Here is a 20487-nt window from a genome sequence, read left to right on the forward strand (position 1 = left end):
AATATTGCTGGGATAATTTTTCATAGCTTAAACTCGCTTTTTACATAGAAGTATATCAAAAATCATAGATCTTGGACAGTTTCTTATGGAAATGCCGATTCAAGCCTTCATCCAAACCAACTAACCCATCGGCCACAAACAACAGCACATCTTTAACGCCCTGCTTGATCAAGGTTCCCAGCAGTTCAGTCCAGATTCCAGTCGATTCCGTTGGCGCCACTTGGTAGTTCAGCACTTCTTTCGTACCATCTGGACGAATGCCAATCGCAATATGAACGGCTTCTTTTTGAACGGTATCCCGCTTTAACGGCAAGTAAGTGGCATCTAAGAAGATGGCCGCATATTGTGAAGCCAGTCGACGTTGCTGGAAAGCTTGAACCTGTTCATTGACGGCTTTAGTCATGTTGGAAATCGTGGCTTTGGAGTAGTGAGCACCGTACATTTTCTCAATGAGTTCGGCAATTTCAGCAGTGGTAATTCCCTTGGTATACAACTGAATGACCGTTGTTTCTAAATTATCACTGTGCCGACCGTAGGCTGGCAAGGTATGATTTTCAAACCGGCCATTGCGATCTCGAGGAATGGTTAAGTTAAGTTGGCCGTACTTCGTATCAAACGAGCGCTCATAACTGCCTTTGCGGTTATTACCAGTGTTAATTTCAGCGTATGAGTAGCGTTCGTAACCCAAAAACTCTGCCAATTCGGTTTGAAGCAGCTGGTTAATCGCAATTTCGAGGTGGTGACGAAAAACTTCGTCCAAATCTTGCTTTTGGGCTAGTGCAGCGATAATTTCTGTGGTAAGTTCATTCATGGGGAATGCCTCCTGTGATGTTTTCTGTGGTTACTAAATATCATAAGGGAAGGCATTCCCTATTTCTATACAATTCAGAAATCTTTTATGCATTTACACAAGATATTTTACGCTCTCTATTGCACAAGTAACGTTAAAATTTTCGAATATTAACTATATTAAAATGGTCCCTAATTCTCTTAAATCTTAACTTCCAAATTATTTGAGAACCTGCTTTATACCCAAAAATATGCCATATTATTTTAGCTAATACATATTTAAAGCCGTTAGAAGATTGAATAATATTTTTATTGTTTTTAATAAAATTTATGCATGTTGCCCTGTCATGGCTATTTTGGATTAAGATTGCTTGAGGTGCTATACTAGTATAACAATTAGCAAAATACATCTTCATTAACTTTGGGTTTTCAAAACCACTAGCATTATTGTACGCTTTTCTAAAAGTTAGTAACTGACTTATTACTGTTTTATACGTTTTTGTATTATCTATAGATCCCTCCCGATTAAGACGATAATTTACAAAAGATAACGATGTGACTTTAAATGAATGTATTTTTGGAATAATTTCAAAAAAGAATTCGGCATCTTCTGCCCCAGAATTCTTAATATTAAATTTAACGTGGGATTTTAGTAAAAACATCCTATTATATATAGTCTGGTATGCTGGCCATGGAAGTTGGAATCCCCTTTTTACTATATGTTCACATAAAGAGCTCATAGTATTAATACCATTTTGTTGAAATTCAGTAAGATCATAACTAACGTATTCATTGTCAGGACACCAATTTGTTCTATTTCCAATAATAACATTATAATTATGATTATTAATTAAGGAATATATATTATATAATGCATCATTTTTGAGCATATCATCTCCGTCAAGAAATATGATATATTCTCCGCTAGACATACCTATTCCAAGGTTACGTGCTTCTGAGAGGCCTCCATTCTCTTTATGTATCGTTTTAACTTGTTTATGCAATTTGGAATATTGATCGCATACTTCTCCACTATGATCTGTGGAGCCATCATCAATTAAAATCAATTCATAATCATAAAACTTTTGCTTTAAAACACTATCAATGCACATTGATAAATAATTCTCTATGTTATATACAGGTACAATTACAGAAAATTTCATATACTACTCCTATTTTAAAATCTCTAATTGTTTTTAGTATTATTCATACCAATAAGAAATTTGCCCTTATTTTCTCCCATCCTTGCTTTAAATATCACATCATTTAATTTTAATAGAATGATTAAAGGAATAAAAGCATTCATAAATTGAGCATATATGTTTTGTGTACTATATCCCATACACATGGAACAAACATAACCCATATATGCATATATATATTTATATGATATCTTATTTGATCTAGTCATTAAAAAATCTAATTTAATAACATAATGCTCAAAAATTATAGAAAACAAAAAAGGAAACGCAGGAAAGTAAACATATCCTATTCCCAAAATCGGAGCAATCAGTGATTGATTACTCATACCATTAAAAATATTAAAGTAATAGTTAATCCGATTTTCCTGATTTACATAATTTGAAATGAAAGGTAAACTCCCGGTAAAGTCATTGATAAATGTGCTTATATTAATATTAAAGCTGCCATATTTCTTCATATCTATCATTTGGCCAACTAACCTTGGCCCTGAAAAATAATCTTGAAATTGCCCACTCATAGTTGCAATCACTGATTTTACAGGACTAGTACTCAAAGACAAAGCATAAGAAAATTTATTAATCGAAATTAAAATTACCGGAATTATTAAGCCCATGCTTAAAACTACATAAAATGTTAGCGGGATTTTCCCCAAAATATATCTAGTAAAATACAAGCCCAAAACAAGTGCAAAAACAATTCTTAAGCGATTGTAACCCATATTCAAAAGTACACTTAAAAGGATTATGGATATTCCCCAAAATAGATGAAAATAATATAAATGGCCTTTATTTTTTATGTATGATTTCTGTAATAGTATAAATAAAATAATCACTATTACTTTTTTAAAAGTATCTGAAAGAATAGTGAACGCACCATATAAATTATTATTCCCAGTAAAAATAGTGGGATCATTTGTGATAGCATTTTTTATTAAGGAACCGATGGATAACAGAGATGGTTGAAAACACAATACAAGAGTGCCCGAAAAAAGAGCATAAACAGATAATACCAATAAGTGATCACAATTATTCTTAGTAAAAGACTTCGCTTGATTATTAAAAATATTTCTATATCTTTTACTATAGTATTTTATAGAAAAATATTGTGTGCAATAAATGATAATTAGCTCTAAGCTCATTAATATCTCAGCAAATAGCATTGATCCTTTTAAAGGATTAGGTCCCCAGCCCCAGGAAATAAATTTACCTGAGAAGATAATGAAAAAGGGGGTTAACACATATCTAATAAATATTAGTACATAGGCTATATAAAAAATTATATTTAACCCATATGTTTCTTTGTGGATTAAAAAAACAGTAAATGTAATATTAGCAATTGAATAAATTAATGGAATTATAAAGAGATATTGATAAAGATTATTAGAATTACTGTATAAACAATAAAAAAAAGTGAACAGTGAAAAAAAAGACATTCCATAAGACGTAAATATAAATTTTCTTGATATCAAATATTATTCCTCCCTAAAAAAATTTTGTGAGCCTAAACAAGAATTCATCGCATTAGTATCTGATTTAAATAACCCCATTTTCATAATCACTAAATTCTTGCCGGTAACGCCAACAATATACCGATCTTGAAGTTAATAAAACAAATTCTGTAAATCCTCTTAAAATTGCAATATTTATTAAAGTAAAATGTAACCATATGCTGGCTTAAAATCACACAATTTATAAGGACTATCCAATGAAATATCCAGCTTATTAAACTTATTTTTTATTAACCGTTGAATATCTTTAAATTCTTTCTTTATAACACGCAGATTAGAAGGCAACGTGGCAGTTAAATTTTGGTCTGTAATTAATATAAACTGTATCTCAGGATTAATTGCTACACTTTTAATCCATAACCTAAAATAATTTGGGAATTTACCGAAATAAGGTAAAAATAATCCTATTTTTTTATTCATCTTTTTCTCTTTTAATCTTTAATAAAGTCTAAATATAATCGATAGATTTTTGAGTATTGTTTTTCTATATTATATTTATTATCTTTAGATGGCTTTTCTCTATAACTTGGTTTTAATTTATTCACTGCTGATATCCATGGATCTACACCATGATTAATCGGAACGAAAACGACATTGTTATTATATCTTACTTCTTTATCAATATTATCCGATAAAATCATATTTACACCACTCGCTTGAGACTCCACGGCTGAAACGGGTAACCCCTCATATAGCGAAGGCAACATAAAATAGTCAAACGCACAATAATAACTCTCTGGATCATTTGTGCCAGAAACTATAATAACATTATCCTCTTGATTATTCGCTTTTATTTTTTGAGTGAGCTTATCCTTTAATTCACCAACTCCAACAATAATCAACTTGGAATCCTCATTGACCTTCCAATAACGATTAAAAACGTCAATCAGAAATCCTTGGTTTTTTTGTTTTGTTAATCGCCCTAAGGTACCAAATACAATGGTTTCGTCTGAGATACCTAATTTTTTCCGAAGTCCCTTTCTTTTTTCTAGATCAAATTTATACTTATCTTGGTCAATGGCGTTATACATTATATCAAAGTCATGCCCATTAAATAAGTATTCTCCCGCCGCTTGTCCACACGCAATATAATGATTAGCAAAAATTAAATTTAATCTTTTAAAAATTTTTGCTAAATGTGGATTAACATTATCTTGTGCAATGTGTGCATGTGCAATACGCGCTTTAACCCTCAACAACCAGGCAATAGACAACGGATAAAAACTTAGTAAACTCATGTGAGCATGAACTATGTCTGGCTTTTCTTTTTTTATCAACTTATACGTATCACGCAAATTAGCAAAAGGATGATCCAATTTATAGGGTATTTCATAAAGACGATTACCAATTCTTTCAAGTTCTGCTAATTTAGCGCGGTCTACATGATGCTGATAAACAATAATATTGTCGATATCATAGTGTCGATTTAGTCTACTAGTATAATTTTTTATAACTTGTGTTACACCATCGTTTCCTAATCCAGAAACAAAGTGCATCACTTTAATTCTTCTTGTCATATTATAATCCCTGATATAAATCAATGAACTTCTTTATTGTAGTATTCAAACCATAGTTGGAATTCTTAACCGTTATTGCATCATTCTTACGATCATTAAATTTAATATTCTTTAATATCATACCTGCTATTTCCTTTGGCCTTTCATCTAAAGAAAACATTTTAACGTTTTTAGTCAAGACAACTTCTTTGCTTATCGTATTTGCTAAGAAGACATCTAATCCTTCTGACTGCGCTTCAACAGCAGATATTGGTAATCCCTCATATAAAGACGGCATTACAAACGCGTCCATTGCTGATAAGTATGCAGGAATATCAGACTGCTTCCCTACAAAATTAATCTTAGATGTTAGGCCAAGCTTCTTAGCTTTTTGTTTCACTTTATCTAGCAATAAGCCATCTCCAACTAATATAAGTCTAGAATTAGGCACAGCTTTTTTAACTTCACCAAAAATGTCTATTAGAAATGATTGATTCTTCTGTTCACTAAACCGGCCGACATTTCCTAAAACAAGATCACTAGGTGAAATACCCAACTTTTCCCTAATCAAGTCTCTATCTTGGCCTGAGTAAGTAAATTTATTTATATCAATTCCATTATTAATTATTTGAACATTATTTAATGTACCAAACATCCATTTAGCCGCAACATTAGCACATGCTACTTTTTTGTCTGCCATAAGATTGACAAGCCAACGATTACTCTTATGTAAAAATGTCAAAGCCGCGTTATTCACACTAGGAGATGTATTATGAGAGTGAATAATTATTTTAGGATGGCTTGAATGATGTTTGGCTAATAAGATAGGAATGATATTAGCGGCAGAGTTTTTATGAAAATGCACAATATCGTAATTATTATCTAGCACATGATCAAATGTTTTAATATATAAAACAGTGTTCTTAATTGAAGGCATTAAATAAATATTTGCACCTAAGCTCTTTAATTTATCCTGATACGGCTTTTTAGCCGTTGTTATAAAGTCAAACTTGAATTTCTTCCGATCAATATCCGAATAAATATTAGTCAATAACGACTCTATCCCACCGTAATTATCTGTAATTTGGACGTGAAGTATTTTGATTTTCCTTTTCATTGTTTTTCTTTCATTTAACATTACTTTTCTTTCAATGCTTCCCTATAAATATCAGCATAGCTTTTTGCCATCACAGTGGAATTATAATGTGTTATTACATCTTCATAAGCATTATCCACAACTTTATCCGGTATATTTACCAACAATCTTTTAATGGTGCCAGCGTAATCGTCAATTGAGTTACAAAGATAACCATTTTCTTTATTAACAATGACATTATTATTCCCACTTACATTCGAAACCACGCATACTTTTTTCATATACATAGATTCTAAAAGTGACATTGGCAATCCTTCCCACTTAGATGTTAATAGAAAAATTCCATATTTTGAAGCCAACTTTAATGCTTCACTTCTATTTTTCCATCCGGTTACTTCAATGTTAGGTGATGTTAACTGAGATCGAAGTTCCCCATTACCTATCCAAACAAATTTAGTATTAGGTAAGCTCTCAGCAATTTTATTAAAAACCTTGGGCCCTTTTTGTGTCGAGATTCTTCCAATTGTAAATACTACTTTACTTTTATTCTTATTTGAATCCTGATTATTAAGAACAGCATCAATATCTTTAACATTTATACCGTTATCAACATGAAAAGCACGCGAAGTTAACTTCTGAGTTTCACGATTTTCACCAACACTACATGAGATTGTTGTACAGTTTCTTTTAGCAGAAATAAATTCCATAAATCTATATAACTTTTTCTTAAAAGGACTAATATTGGACATCAAAAAGCTATATCCATGAGGAGTATAAAAAACAGGAATATTTTTCCCATTAAAAGCCCATCTTCCCAATACACCAGCTTTAGATGAGTGTAAATGAATTATATCCGGGTTAACATTTTTACATATCTTTTTGATTTCAAAGAAAGCTTTTATATCGTGAATTGATATTTGACGAGTAAAATTGTTGACCTTAATTAAATGCACATTTTTATTAAAGTAGTCTTTATAATTAATGGGCGTCTGTTTTCGAACAGCGTATGCTACATAAACATCAAAATCTTCTGATAATCCATTAGCTAAATTGGTAATATATGTGAAAACACCGCCACCCATGGCCTCTACAAAGAATAATACCTTTTTTTTCCTCATATTTTCCCTCGTCACTTAATATGATCCATTTGATTTAAAAATTATGGCAACAGTTTTCAAAATAATATTCAAATCATTCATTACACTGGCATCTTGGATGTATTCAAGATCTAATTCAACCATTTCATCAAATCCAACATTATTCCGCTCAGTGGCTTGTCAAAGGCCTGTATATCCCGGAACAACATACAATCGTTGCTTATCATAATCTGTATATTGTTCTACTTCAGAGGGTAGTGGATTGAAGTCAATATTTGAGACAGATTTTAAGAGACATTCAGAACCGCGTTTACCTTCCACAGCTCAAATAAATCATTAGTCGCGATTAATAACTTATTTGAACCCTGGAAAGCATTAAATCAGGCGGCCATTTGGCTCGTAAGTGTTGCAGTTTCAACTTGTAAGGGGGTCTGGTAGCCCAGTGAACTATGAATTCTCTTCCTATTGTAGAAAGCATGCACATATTCAAAAAGGACGGCAGCGGCAGTTTCATAATCTTCAAAGACCGCACTGGATAAACACATTCCTTTTGAGGGAAGCGTGAAAGGATTCCATTGGCGCATTATCATACGGACAACCCTTACGGCTGTATGAGTGGCGGATATGTAGTTCAGTTAAACGTTGATTGTAATCATCGCTGGTATACTGTGATCCTAAATCCGTATGGATAATCAGGTCCCCAGTAATGGTTCGATTTTTAACCGCGCTTTCCAGGGTCTTTAAGACTAAATCAGTATCCATCTTTTTTGAGAATGAATAGCCGATAATTCGTCTTGAGTGCAGATCCATGATGGTTGATAAGTAACACCAGCCATTACGCTTCGTTTGAATATAGGTCATATCAGCGGTCCATTTTTGATTTAAACCAGTGGTCGAGAAATCCTGCTTAAGCAAGTTGGGACGCTGTTCAACCTTGGTTTTGGAAGCCGAAGCCGCTTTCCACTTATTGACGGTAACGGAGTGGATATCCAGTTCCTTCATGAGCCGGGAAATCCGTCGTGGACTGCACCGAAGCTGCAGTGGTTGAAGTTCCAGATTCAATTCATGGTGGATCTTCATAACACCGTATCGCTGCTTAAATTCCGCAAAGATCCGCAGAATCCGTTGTTTCAAGTCTGCATCTTCGGCCCGGCGTTTTGAAGGTTTGGGGGATCGATAACGATAATACTGAGCTCTGGAAACACCGAGGATTCGGCACATCTTGGTTACCTGGTGGTGATGGCTTTCTTGGTGAATGTAATCAAAGATATTGGTTACTTCTGCGCAAGGAAGCCCAGGGCTTTTTTTAGGATTTCGTTCTCCTCAGACAGCGAAGCCAGTCGCTTTTCCATCGCTTTGATTTCGTCTGGCGATTTACCGGATTGAGTTTTGGCCTGGCCCTGGATCCACTTATGAACGGTTGAATAGCCAATGCCATATTCTCTGGCCAGTTGGGCAGCTGATTCGCCTTGCTTATATAGGTTGATAATGTTTTATTTGAATTCTTTGTCGTAACGAGTTGGCATGTAAAAATTCCTTCCTTTTGAGAGACGATTTATTCATTATACCCTCTCTTAAAAGTTGTCTCAGGAATCAGCTTACATCCAATAATTGAATACATAGGATCTATTGCCAATAATAATTTATTTTTATTTGTAATGGAATTCGTGGCAGTATATATTATTGCCTTCATCATCACGTTGATAATTAATTCCCTGCTTGTAATTATAAATTGCTCCGACTAATATGGGAAAATATAATTTTTGATTTCGCGGCATCTGAAATTTTTTGTGAGCCGCTACCAATATCTTAGTTTCCAACGTTATTCATCTCCCCCCTTTTATTAGTAGGCATTGTTAGGAAAAATCATAATTGTAATCGTTTTTATTAAAATGTAAAAATCAAATAATATTCCGGCCTTCCGTATGTACTTAAGATCCAATTCTACCATCTCATGAAAGCCAACATTATTTCTTTCTCCTACTTGCCAGAGGCCTGTGCATCCAGGAATAACTAATAATCTTTGCTTATCATATTCGGTATACTTTTTTACTTCCCATCTTAAAGGCGGCCTTGGGCCTACCAAAGACATATCTCCCTTAATTACATTTATAAGTTGGGGTAATTCATCAATACTATATTTGCGAATAACTCGACCAACTCTGGTGACTCGCGGATCAGATTCCATTTTAAACATTGCGCCATCAACATCGTTCCTGTCCAATAAAACCTTTAGTTTTCTATCGGCATTAATAACCATTGATCTAAATTTATACATCTTAAAAGGATGACCATCTTTTCCAATCCTAATTTGAGAATAAATTATTGGCCCATTAGGATCATCAATTTTTATTAAAATAGCAGTAATAACAAATATCGGAATTAATAAAATAATAGCAATTATACTTAATAATTCATCAAAAAAACGTTTAAAGAAATGGTAGAAAACACGTTTTTCAATCTGATCTTTACTTATTGTATTATTGCTTTTCAATGAATGATAGTGTTGAAAATCTCCTCTACCATGTCCCTCAGTTTGCATAAGTCAGCCCCCCCCTCAGACTAAAATAAACGAAATAGATGTGTTTTTATTTCAGAAAAATTATTGGGCAAAATATTGTCACCATTAATTATTCTTTTAGCATTCTCGTTAAATCGAGATACATAATCATTACCAAATTCATGATTCATTTTTACAAAAGCATTAGTCATTTCGTATTTACGATTAGGTAAATTATGGACATCTGAAGCAAAAATATATGCCTGTCCAGCCTGAATTAATTGTTTACTAAATTTCTGTACTTTGTGACCAAAGATTCCAACATAACTGCTAGCTGTTATTTGAGAAAGGCAGCCCCTACTTAATAAATCATACAAAATGTCTGGTTTTTTCATAATCATAGTATTACGTTCTGGATGAACAATAACCGGTATAATTCCCCGTTGCATAAGTTCATAAATCATATTATTAGTATAGCTTGGAATATCATTATCCGGGAATTCCAACATTAGATATCGCCCACCCTTATCAGCAAATAAAATATCATCTTGATCAAGAGCGGTTAATAAATCGCCATTTATTCTAACTTCCTGCCCAGGAAAAACCTTGAGTGAAATTTTGTGTCTATCAAGCTCCACTTGAAACTCTTGTGTTTGCTGAATAACTGCTTTTTTGTGATTAAGATAAACACCATTCATATGATGAGGCGTTAATAATGCATAGTCGATGCCATCCCTTACTGCATCATTAGCTAATTTCAAAGAAATATCCATACTTTTAGACCCGTCATCCACCCCTGGAAGCAAATGACAATGCAAATCAATCATTTTATATCATATCCCTTGGCAACTATTTACCCTCATTATCATAACCGTACCCATATCCATATCCATAGCCATAACCGTACCCATTCTTAGGTGCAACGTCATTTAATACATAACCTAATAAATTGGCTTTAACCATTTTTAAGAGTTCAGTTGAGCGCTTTATAGCTAATTTTTGTGCTAATCCTTGGCGCACTACCAACACCACCCCATCAACCTGAGCTGCAATAATTTGCGTATCAGTAACTGACAATAATGACGGAACATCTAAAATAATCACATCATAGATTTTCTTAAAATAAGAAATTAATTCTTTCATCCGATTAGAAGCCAACAGGTCTGATGGATTAGGTGGAATGGGTCCACTAGTGATCACAGATAAATTATCAATCTCCGTCTTTTGCACTACTGAATTGAAATCTATATCAGTGGATAAAGTCGTGGACAAACCATTAGTATTTAATAAACCAAATGTAGTATGCAAAGTTGGACGCCGCAAGTCTGAATCAATAAATAGAACTTTCTGCCCCTGCTGAGCCCAAATAACCGCCAAGTTAGCTGAAACAGTTGATTTTCCTTCACTAACTGCCGAAGAAGTAAAAATAATTGTTTTTAACTTCTGATTAACTGCCGAAAAATTAATGTTTGTTCTAACTGTACGAAATTGTTCAGAAACAACGTCTTTAGGATCAACATCAGTAATTAATTTCACACCGTTCCTTAAAGTATCGGTGGAAAGCTTTTTTCTTTGATGATGAAAAATATTCATAATTTTCTCCTACATAAATTAAAATTTAAACTCTTCGATGATTCGGTTTGAGATGTTCCTCATGCCGTTTATTAGCTAAATGTGAACCATGTATTTTACGAATTTCTGCTATGTGACCTAGATTAGTCAATTTTAACTCATTAGTTAAAAATTCATCATCCTTAATCGTTGTATCTGTTAATTCCTTAACAAACGAATAACTTATACCTACCAACACTCCTAATAATAATCCAAACAATGTAATATAACTAGTCTTAGGAAAAGTCTTATTATCATTAGCTGTAGCTTTAGATACAATAGTGACGTTATTTACACTCATAATATTTTTTATTTTAGACCTAAAAATATCAGCTGTCTCATTAGCAATTGCTGCTGCCTCTTGTGGATCCGTGCTTTCAACGCTCAATGCAAACACTTGCGAATTCTGCTGGTTCGAAATAGATATCGAATTCTCTAGGTCAGTCACTGAAACATTATATGAATTCCCAGTTGATTCAATTAATGCAGGTCTGGCCGCCCGCACTAATTTTTTTTTGCCAGTTGCAGAACTTCTTCTATACACGGCCTTTTGTGCTTTTCGGATCACTCGTTCTGGACTAGCAAGATTATGCTTGACCTGCTTTAAAATAACTTCGTTAGTGATGATGTCCTTATATGTACTAATCATTTGAACATCTGCTTGTTGGTCTTGATATTCGGTACCAGCAGCATCATTATCCGACTTTCGATTAACTAGTAATTGTGTTGTAGAAGTATATTTCGGTGTTAATACAAACTCTGACACGCTGAATGCAATTATCATTAGTCCAAACGCACTGATTATGATAAACAATAAATGTTTTCTTAATATACCGATTATTTGCCGTAAATCTAAACTATTTTCCATATCAATCCTCCAACGATGAATTATTACTTATATTTAACATGATAAAATTGGTAGGCTGTTTCCACTATTCGGCTTTAGAATTTTCCTTTTTAACACTTCGTGATTGGAACTGAAATTAGAGAGGAGATAATGACTAATACTAATTGCCATTATTTTTCCAATGATAGCCCAAGACTCTTTCGCAATATATTAGTTGCTCTTAGGCGTTCAACCGATGAAACCACTTCAAAATCTTGGCCACCGATTTTCTTAGATGTTCCTTGAACATATTCTGATTTCACATTTTTGCCCGAATGACGATAGTTCAGTGCTAGTTTAATTAATTGTGAACGTGTTAAATCTGTCTTCATTTCGTCTGCAATATCCACTAAAAAATCGTTATTAAGAACTGTCTTGTATGAAATTGATTTACGCATCAGTGCTTCAATTACCAATCTTTGACGCTGTTGCCGTCCATAATCTCCCCGTGGGTCATCATAGCGCATACGTGAAAATTTTAAAGCTGTCTTACCGTCCATATGCATTGCTTTGTTTTTCGTAAATTTAGTGCCTTCATAAGTGAATGTTAACGGCGATACAATATCTAGGCCACCAATCTTATTGATAGCCTTCTCTAGCCCACCCATATTAATCAATAAATAATAATCAATTGGTACATTCATATATTTCTGCAAAGTAGCGATGGTTTCTTTCGTGCCACCATAGGTATAGGCAGCATTTATTTTGGCAGGTGAATAAGCAGAATAGCCTGGCAAATCAACCTTCATATCTCGGGGTAAACTCATCAGCGTTGTTTTCTGTGTCTTAGGATTGATAGTCATCATCATAATAGTATCCGTACGTCCCTTATAGCTTCGGCCTAAAGCACCAGTATCTGTTCCCAACAGCAAAATCGAAACCGGCTTAGTCTTATTAATGACATCGCTAGCACTTCTTAACTTTGGAGCCCCAGATGTTTTATAAATCACTTGCGATGTTTGTGACAGTTTATACCAAGCGTAACCAACATAGCTTCCCATACCAATCAATAAAATGGCAACTCCTGCTAATGTTATATACTTAAGATAGCGTTTTCGCCGGTGATGGTAACTGTGATGTTCACGATGTTTAATATTTTGTGTTCCCATACTGATCGCTTCCTATAATTTCCAAACGTAATATTGTTTTTCACACAATTATTTTTTGTCCAACCGTGAAGAAACCACTTTTTTACTCTGTTTATCCTCTGCCTTTAATTTTTCTGCTAAAACTAAAATGTAGTTTTTTAACTTATCCTGAATTTCAGGATGCGTTAACCCATATTCAATATTGGTTTGAACATACCCAAGCTTATTGCCCACATCATATCGTTGACCCTTAAATTCGTGAGCAAATACTCGCTGGGTTTGATTTAACGTATCAATAGCATCGGTTAATTGAATCTCACCACCCTTACCTGGCTTTTGGTTATCCAAAATATCAAATATTTCTGGGGTTAATAAATATCTTCCAATAATAGCCAAATCACTAGGTGCTTTATCTATAGTTGGCTTTTCAACAAACTGACGAACATTGTAAAGCCCGTCAGAGACCTGGTTCTCAGGATCAATAACACCATAATCGGATACATCTTCATGTGGTACCTTCTTAACCGCCAGAATAGATGCGTGAGTCTTTTGATATCTATTAATTAATTGCTTAGTCAGCGGAATCTTATCATTCATTAAATCATCACCCAGCATAACCACGAATGGTTCATTAGCAATGAACGACTTAGCCATACGCACAGCATCACATAATCCGTTAGGATAAGGTTGACGAACAAAAAATAAATTCACACCAATAGCGGTTGTGTCATTAACTAGTTTAAGTAACCCCGTCTTATTCTTCATTTTTAAGTTTTGTTCCAATTCAGGTGCTGAATCAAAGTGATCTTCAATCGATCTCTTTTGCTTACCCTCAACAATCAAAATATCGGTAATTCCGCTTGCCTTCGCTTCCTCAACAATAAATTGAATCGTCGGCTTATCCACTATTGGCAGCATTTCTTTAGCCAGTGCCTTTGTAGCTGGAAGAAAGCGCGTCCCTAAACCAGCTGCCGGTATAACCGCTTTGCGTACCTTCATCATTTAAAACCCCTTTCTAATTACAAATAATGTTTTTCATCATAACAAATGCATTATACCGTAAACAGATTGCCAGAGCACTCCGATATTTAAAAAACGAAGATTGTTCTAAGAGACAGGTCTTCGATACTGTAAACTTCATAAAAGTCCAGACTTTATCTAAAAGATCCTAACAGTGGCAATAATCACTCGCTTCACAGTAACTAATATCTAATTTGGTACCAAATTAAGGACCCCATAAAGATAATAACCTCTGCAGTGGCAATAAAGAAACTAACAGGCCAATTAGTGACGTATCCTAAGTATAACCCTGTCCAAGTACCAAAAAGCGCAAATATAATTGCCAGTAACATCATTTTTCCAACCCCATGAACAAAATACCTTGCACTAGCCGCTGGTAAGGTTAGCAGAACAAAGATCAACAATGATCCGATTATTTGTGCAGCTACGCTTACTGTAATGGATACTAGCAACAAAAACACAATTGAAATTCGCATATTATTAATACCGTTCGCTTGAGCTCCGACAGAATCAAAGGAATCAAACTTTAACTGCCTATATAGAACTAAGACTCCTATTAAGATAATTGCTGAAAGCAGCATTATCTGATTTACTTCCTGCTCACTAATCCCTATTACACTACCGAATAAAATACTAGTGGCTGAATTTGAAGTCTGGTTAGATATGGATAAAAATAAAATTCCTAGTCCCATAAATAATGAGGAAACAGCGCTAATAACCGATTCCCTACGCGATGACTTAACCCCTAATTGGCCAACCATTACCGAACTAATTAATGTAAAGAGTAGCATACCGTTCAACGGTGCCCAACCAATAAAGACACCAAAGGCGGCACCAGAAAATCCTATTTCTGACAAAGTATGAGTCAAAAAAGACATTTTTCTAGCAATTACAAATACCCCCATAATCCCACTAATAATTGCAATAAAAGTCCCCGCCGTAAAAGCGTGTTGCATAAATTCTAAATTAAACATCAATTTCTCCAATCTTATCAATAGGAAAATCATTCATAACTCCTGAAATATAATGCATAGGTTTCATCAATAAAAAGCTATCCGCATATTTTCTAGCAAGTGGCCAATCGTGCGTGATAAACAACACGCTTAGGTTTCGAGCCTTTTGAAAATCACTAACTAAGTCTAAGAGATCAACCTTTACTACATTGTCTAAACTGGCTGTTGATTCATCTAAAATCAACAGGTCTGGATCATTAACAAGCGCTTGTGCCAAATAAGCCCGCTGCTTTTCACCACCCGAAGCAACACCAATCGGCCGTTTACATACATCAGTGAGATTAGTATCATCCATGACTCGTTGCAGTTTTAATCTCTCATGCTTAGATGGCCAGGGAGCTTTCTTAGTCATTAAATTTAATCCCACAAAATTAGTGATAGATAGTGGGTATTCTTCATCTAAATTTCGGAATTGAGGAACGTACCCAATTTTTAAAGACGCATCTTCAAATGTTATGCAGCCACCTTGTGGCGTTAATTGGCCCAGTAAAGCACGAATAAATGTGGTCTTACCTACACCATTTTCACCAATAATTGCTTTAAACTCTCCTCTTTTTAAAGCAAGATTCAAATGATTAATTACTACTTTGCTTCCATATGCCAATGAAAGATCCTCAACGGTTAAAATATTAGGGTCTACACTTTCTGGTATTGGTGAATAACTAATACCGGTTTTTTGTCTGTTTTGAAAATCAGAAAAATAAAAAAGGACATCTGTCCTCTTTGTGCTACGATTTAATCGCCAAAACAAATCGAAAAGAGGAAATTCAGATGTCCCTAACTAATTCTATCTTATGCTTATTCGAAATAACAGACCCAAACTTAATTGTCACTGGTATTTCTAAAGAACGGTGTTCCACAAACCAACGTATTCATGTCGTCCATGCAACTTTGTCTTATCAACTTTTAAAGTGCCCACATTGTGGCCATAAAAGCTTAATTAAAAACGGAACTCACATGAGTCACCTGCGTTTAGGAACCTTATCCGGTGGTCGTTACGAAATGCATTTAAAACGTCAAAGATACCAATGTAAAGATTGTTCAAAAACCTGTGGTGCTAAAACTAAGTTGGTTAATCGTAACGAAACTTTCACACATAATATCAAACATCAAGTGATCGTTTTGGCACGCGATATGTTGACGAGTAAAGAAATTGCTAAACTTTGTGGAATTTCGCCAAGCAGTGTTCAACGAATCCTAAATGCCAATATTCACTTAGCCTATCGTGTTAAACATCTCCCAGAGAATCTTTGCTTTGATGAATTTCGTTCCTGTAATCACTGGATGTCCTTTAATTGTTGCGATGCCGTTAGTCATCGCCGAATTGTTACTTTAAAAGATCGGCTAAGTAAAGATATCATTGACTACTTTGAAGCTCGTTTTTCGGTTCAAGAACGTGCCCAAGTTCAATCAGTGACGATTGACATGAATGCTGAATATGGCAGCTTCATTCATCGCTTATTTCCCAATGCGGCCACGATTATCGATCGTTTCCATATTATTCAACTGGCTGGGCGTGCCTTAGATAATGAACGCACGCAGACCATTCGTACTATCCAAGATAAGCATTCACGAATTTATCATATTTTAAAATCTCAATGGCGTTTATTTCATCTTGATGAAATAAAAGTTAATGATTCTAAGGCTGTTTATTTACGCGGAATTAACGAGTATATGACGCAACAAAACGCCATTGATTTAGCTCTAGACGCTTTTCCCAGATTTAGATCTGTGTATCAAACCTATCAAGGTATCTTAAGTGCCATACACCAAAAGGATGCTAATGCGTTCCAATCCTTACTTACTAACTACCAACCCACTAGTAATCAAATGGACATAACGATCAACACGTTTATCAAAAATGGTTCAGCCCTTCTAAACAGTTGTCGTTATCCATTTTCCAACGGTCCAATTGAAGGACTTAATCGTAAAATCAAGGCATTAAAGCGTAACTGTTTTGGTTTTCGAAATATTGACAACTTCTTTATCCGGATTAGTTTAATTCATGAGTAAACAAAAAGCACATTCACCGAAGTAAATGTGCCGTTCAAAATCTCCACCAATACGATTTGACAGAGACCCAAATATTATTCATTATGACCTCTCTTTATTGTAAAAGACTCAGTCATCTCAAAAGAGATTCATGAGCCTTTTAATACAAACCATATCTATTTAGATTCACGATTAACCTTGGTCAAAATATTGTCTAACTCTTTATATTGTGAAAGCATCCATTGTTTGTAATTCATATGTGCTGGCAATGTTTCTGTAACCTTCAACACAGGCACATTATATTGCTTTGCTAACTTAACAAAATTCGTGACCGTTTTATCAGAAACCTGCTTGTTGTATACGAAAAAGGCAATCTTATGGTTCTTGATTCCCTTCTCCATTGTTTGGATTTCCTTAGCAGAAGGATCTGTTCCTTTCTCCATAGCATTCTCAAAGTTTGTATTGGCAACTTTATATCCAAGAGCCGTCAATGCATAATCAAAAACCGGTTCACTAACGTAAACTTCACTATTAGTCTTTTTATCAGCCAATTTTTTTAATCTGCTAATCTCAGCATTAACAGCTTGAAGGGATTTGATATATTTTTTGGCATTATCGTGGAAATACTTCTTGTTTTTTGGCTGGATTTTGCTTAACTTATTAGCTAAAAAATTTACATACTTAGGCATCGTAGTTGGATCATACCAAATATGCGGATTATCTCCTGATTTTTTGCCTAATACATCCTCGCCAATTTTAATATACTTAGTTGAAGATTTACTATTCTTTACGAGTTTACTCATCCATGGATCATAATCAATACCACTAGCAACTACAACATCTGCTTTACTGACCTCATTGGCTATTTTAGATGTAGGCTCATAGTCATGTGGATCTACAGAAGGATTATTAATAACCGAATTAACAGTACCTTTATTACCAACAACTTTCTTTGCTGCCTCGCCATAAAAATCAGTAGTGGCTACAATTTTAATGTCTTTACTGCTCGAATAATCGCTAGAACTTTTTGAACTACTACAACCTGCTAAAGCTATACTAATTAAAGCAATAGACAGAAAAACTCCTAATGCTAAAATGTTTTTTCTTAATGTTCTCAAAACAGTGCTATCCTTCCATGATAAGTACTCAATTACGTCAGTTCATCCTTAATACCAACATTAAACTACATAGTTTCTAGTTACATACGATTACATTCATTGACATTCACTGGATTGAAGTCAATATTTGAGACAGGTTTTAAGAGACATTCAGAACCGCGTTTACCTTCCACAGCTCAAATAAATCATTAATCGTGATTAATAACTTATTTGAACCATGGAAAGCATTAAATCAGGCGGCCATTTGGCTCGTAAGTGTTGCGATTTCAACTTGTAAGGGGGTCTGGTAGCCCAGTGAACTATGAATTCTCTTCCTATTGTAGAAAGCATGCACATATTCAAAAAGGACAGCAGCGGCAGTTTCATAATTCTCAAAGACCGGCACTGGATAAACACATTCCTTTTTGAGGGAAGCATGAAAAGATTCCATTGGTGCATTATCGTATGGACACCCCTTACGGCTGTAAGAGTGGCGGATATGTAGTTCTGTTAACCGTTGGTTGTAATCATCGCTGGTGTACTGTGATCCTAAGTCTGTGTGGATAATCAGGTCCCCAGTAATGGTTCGATTTTTAACCGCGCTTTCCAGGGTCTTTAAGACTAAATCAGTATCCATCTTTTTTGAGAATGAATAGCCGATAATTCGTCTTGAGTGCAGATCCATGATGGTTGATAAGTAACACCAGCCATTACGCTTCGTTTGAATATAGGTCATATCAGCGGTCCATTTTTGATTTAAACCAGTGGTCGAGAAATCCTGCTTAAGCAAGTTGGGACGCTGTTCAACCTTGGTTTTGGAAGCCGAAGCCGCTTTCCATTTATTGACGGTAACGGAGTGGATATCCAGTTCCTTCATGAGCCGGGAAATCCGTCTTGGGCTGCACCGACGCTGCAGTGGTTGAAGTTCCAGATTCAATTCATGGTGGATCTTCATAACGCCGTATCGCTGCTTGAATTCCGCAAAGATCCGCAGAATCCGTTGTTTTAAGTCCTCATCTTCGGCCCGGCGTTTTGAAGGCTTTGGGGATCGATAACGATAATACTGAGCTCTGGAAACACCGAGGATTCGGCACATCTTAGTTACCTGGTGGTGATGGCTTTCTTGGTGAATGTAATCAAAAATATTGGTTACTTCTGCGCAAGGAAGCCCAGGGCTTTTTTTAGGATTTCGTTCTCCTCGGACAGGGAAGCCAGCCGCTTTTCCATCGCTTTAATTTCGTCTGGCGATTTACCGGATTGCGTTTTGGCTTGGCCCTGGATCCACTTATGAACGGTTGAATAGCCAATGCCATATTCTCTGGCCAGTTGGGCGGCTGATTCGCCTTGTTTATATAGGTTGATGATGTTTTGTTTGAATTCTTTGTCGTAACGAGTTGGCATGTAAAAATTCCTTCCTTTTGAGAGACGATTTATTCATTATACGCTCTCTTAAAAGTTGTCTCAGGAATCAGCTTACATCCAGACCTACCTTAATAAATACAACAACCTAGATACATTATCTAGAATATCGTACTAAGACGTTTATGTAAATAGTAATTAGTACCATTTACATAAAAACCACCCCCAACATAAAAATAGCCTAACTTCCGTTTTTAAGAAGTCAGACTACCTTTTATATAAAAAATGGATTATATTTACGTGAATTTTTCGACGTTGATTTACTTTTTTTCCTTACGTCTAATCCCAATAAACGACCCCATGCTTATTAGAATCATCGCAATAATTCCAGCGACGCTTAGATTATTACTTTCTTGCTCACCTGTTTGAGGCAGTGTATTATTAACAGATTTATTTTCCTTTGTAGATTTATTAGAAACTACAGTATTAACTGACGCTTTGTAATTTAAATGGGCATTTGAACCCATTGTATTGACGGGCTTGACGGGCTTGACGGGCTTGACGGGCTTGACGGGCTTATTATCCTTTGTATACACAACCGTATACTCCAGATCTGCCGAATCACCAGTCACTGTCTGCGCTGCAATTGCTGTCTGATCTGGTGTATACCCCTTTAGTTCGGGGCTAGTCACTGCGCCAAATGTTTGATCTGCTGACCATGCCCCATATGTCT

At 35.0% G+C, this 20487-nt stretch carries 23 protein-coding genes and 2 pseudogenes; 1 reads left to right on the top strand and 24 read right to left on the bottom strand.

Going from position 1 to position 20487, the window contains the following annotated elements; translation table 11 throughout:
• Positions 1-82: 82 nt before the first annotated feature.
• From KH893_RS09940 to KH893_RS10025, 20 genes and pseudogenes are all read right to left on the bottom strand, one after another.
• Positions 83-811: pseudogene (locus tag KH893_RS09940) on the bottom strand (IS256 family transposase); the annotation flags it as partial.
• A 133-nt stretch (positions 812-944) separates the two neighbouring features.
• Positions 945-1952, bottom strand: a complete 1008-nt coding sequence (locus KH893_RS09945; RefSeq protein ID WP_281165979.1) for a glycosyltransferase family 2 protein — start codon at positions 1950-1952, stop codon at positions 945-947.
• A gap of 23 nt (positions 1953-1975) precedes the next feature.
• Complete coding sequence (locus KH893_RS09950) at positions 1976-3460, bottom strand: hypothetical protein (RefSeq protein ID WP_281165980.1); 1485 nt, start codon at positions 3458-3460, stop codon at positions 1976-1978.
• A gap of 177 nt (positions 3461-3637) precedes the next feature.
• Positions 3638-3919 (bottom strand): DUF6625 family protein, encoded by a 282-nt coding sequence (locus tag KH893_RS09955; protein WP_281165981.1) that lies wholly within the window; start codon positions 3917-3919, stop codon positions 3638-3640.
• Between the two features lie 11 nt (positions 3920-3930).
• On the bottom strand, positions 3931-5016 hold the full coding sequence (locus KH893_RS09960) for a glycosyltransferase (RefSeq protein ID WP_281165982.1): 1086 nt from the start codon (positions 5014-5016) through the stop codon (positions 3931-3933).
• Between the two features lies 1 nt (position 5017).
• Positions 5018-6133, bottom strand: a complete 1116-nt coding sequence (locus KH893_RS09965) for a glycosyltransferase (RefSeq protein ID WP_281165983.1) — start codon at positions 6131-6133, stop codon at positions 5018-5020.
• Positions 6133-7209 carry a glycosyltransferase gene (locus KH893_RS09970; protein WP_281165984.1) on the bottom strand — a complete coding sequence of 359 codons (1077 nt, stop codon included), beginning with the start codon at positions 7207-7209 and terminating at the stop codon, positions 6133-6135. Before KH893_RS09970 ends, KH893_RS09965 begins: the two co-directional genes overlap by 1 nt.
• A 15-nt stretch (positions 7210-7224) precedes the next feature.
• Positions 7225-7449, bottom strand: a pseudogene (locus KH893_RS09975) (sugar transferase); the annotation flags it as partial.
• A 119-nt stretch (positions 7450-7568) separates the two neighbouring features.
• Complete coding sequence (locus tag KH893_RS13215; protein ID WP_427860267.1) at positions 7569-7778, bottom strand: IS3 family transposase; 210 nt, start codon at positions 7776-7778, stop codon at positions 7569-7571.
• Positions 7708-8457: an IS3 family transposase gene (locus tag KH893_RS09980; protein WP_345803731.1), complete on the bottom strand. Its 750-nt coding sequence runs from the start codon at positions 8455-8457 to the stop codon at positions 7708-7710. Before KH893_RS09980 ends, KH893_RS13215 begins: the two co-directional genes overlap by 71 nt.
• A gap of 5 nt (positions 8458-8462) precedes the next feature.
• Positions 8463-8678: a helix-turn-helix domain-containing protein gene (locus KH893_RS13220; protein WP_032760944.1), complete on the bottom strand. Its 216-nt coding sequence runs from the start codon at positions 8676-8678 to the stop codon at positions 8463-8465.
• Positions 8679-8837: 159 nt separating this feature from the next.
• Positions 8838-9008, bottom strand: a complete 171-nt coding sequence (locus KH893_RS09985) for a DUF4422 domain-containing protein (RefSeq protein WP_083274459.1) — start codon at positions 9006-9008, stop codon at positions 8838-8840.
• A 23-nt stretch (positions 9009-9031) separates the two neighbouring features.
• A complete protein-coding gene (locus KH893_RS09990) occupies positions 9032-9730 on the bottom strand; it encodes a sugar transferase (protein ID WP_281165985.1) in 699 nt (232 codons plus the stop codon).
• Between the two features lie 20 nt (positions 9731-9750).
• Entirely contained in the window at positions 9751-10515 is a 765-nt protein-coding gene (locus KH893_RS09995; RefSeq protein WP_281165986.1) for a tyrosine-protein phosphatase, read from the bottom strand.
• A gap of 22 nt (positions 10516-10537) precedes the next feature.
• The gene (locus tag KH893_RS10000) at positions 10538-11281 is read right to left on the bottom strand and encodes a CpsD/CapB family tyrosine-protein kinase (RefSeq protein ID WP_281165987.1); all 744 of its coding nucleotides are present in this window, start codon (positions 11279-11281) and stop codon (positions 10538-10540) included.
• 25 nt (positions 11282-11306) lie between these two features.
• Positions 11307-12167 (bottom strand): YveK family protein, encoded by an 861-nt coding sequence (locus KH893_RS10005; RefSeq protein ID WP_281165988.1) that lies wholly within the window; start codon positions 12165-12167, stop codon positions 11307-11309.
• Between the two features lie 149 nt (positions 12168-12316).
• Positions 12317-13294 (bottom strand): LCP family protein, encoded by a 978-nt coding sequence (locus KH893_RS10010; RefSeq protein ID WP_281165989.1) that lies wholly within the window; start codon positions 13292-13294, stop codon positions 12317-12319.
• A 48-nt stretch (positions 13295-13342) separates the two neighbouring features.
• Positions 13343-14272, bottom strand: a complete 930-nt coding sequence (galU, locus tag KH893_RS10015) for a UTP--glucose-1-phosphate uridylyltransferase GalU (RefSeq protein ID WP_281165995.1) — start codon at positions 14270-14272, stop codon at positions 13343-13345.
• 203 nt (positions 14273-14475) lie between these two features.
• A complete protein-coding gene (locus KH893_RS10020; RefSeq protein WP_281165990.1) occupies positions 14476-15267 on the bottom strand; it encodes a metal ABC transporter permease in 792 nt (263 codons plus the stop codon).
• Positions 15260-15910, bottom strand: coding sequence for an ATP-binding cassette domain-containing protein (locus KH893_RS10025; RefSeq protein WP_281165991.1), 651 nt, complete (start codon positions 15908-15910; stop codon positions 15260-15262). The genes KH893_RS10020 and KH893_RS10025 overlap by 8 nt, the downstream gene beginning before the upstream one ends.
• 167 nt (positions 15911-16077) lie before the next feature.
• Between KH893_RS10025 and KH893_RS10030 the strand changes: the two genes are divergently transcribed.
• Positions 16078-17319, top strand: coding sequence for an ISL3 family transposase (locus KH893_RS10030; protein WP_063697918.1), 1242 nt, complete (start codon positions 16078-16080; stop codon positions 17317-17319).
• 155 nt (positions 17320-17474) lie between these two features.
• Here KH893_RS10030 and KH893_RS10035 read toward each other — a convergent pair whose 3' ends face one another.
• The 4 genes from KH893_RS10035 to KH893_RS10050 all read right to left on the bottom strand — a co-directional run.
• Positions 17475-18416: a metal ABC transporter solute-binding protein, Zn/Mn family gene (locus KH893_RS10035; RefSeq protein ID WP_010622503.1), complete on the bottom strand. Its 942-nt coding sequence runs from the start codon at positions 18414-18416 to the stop codon at positions 17475-17477.
• 232 nt (positions 18417-18648) lie between these two features.
• Positions 18649-19539, bottom strand: coding sequence for an IS3 family transposase (locus KH893_RS10040; protein ID WP_316043434.1), 891 nt, complete (start codon positions 19537-19539; stop codon positions 18649-18651).
• Positions 19540-19544: 5 nt separating this feature from the next.
• Entirely contained in the window at positions 19545-19796 is a 252-nt protein-coding gene (locus tag KH893_RS10045; RefSeq protein WP_002816285.1) for an IS3 family transposase, read from the bottom strand.
• 278 nt (positions 19797-20074) lie between these two features.
• On the bottom strand, positions 20075-20487 hold a 413-nt coding region (locus tag KH893_RS10050), incomplete at its 5' end, for a mucin-binding protein (protein WP_281165992.1).

It is taken from the genome of Liquorilactobacillus sicerae, from assembly GCF_029916425.1.
Lineage (GTDB): Bacteria > Bacillota > Bacilli > Lactobacillales > Lactobacillaceae > Liquorilactobacillus > Liquorilactobacillus sicerae.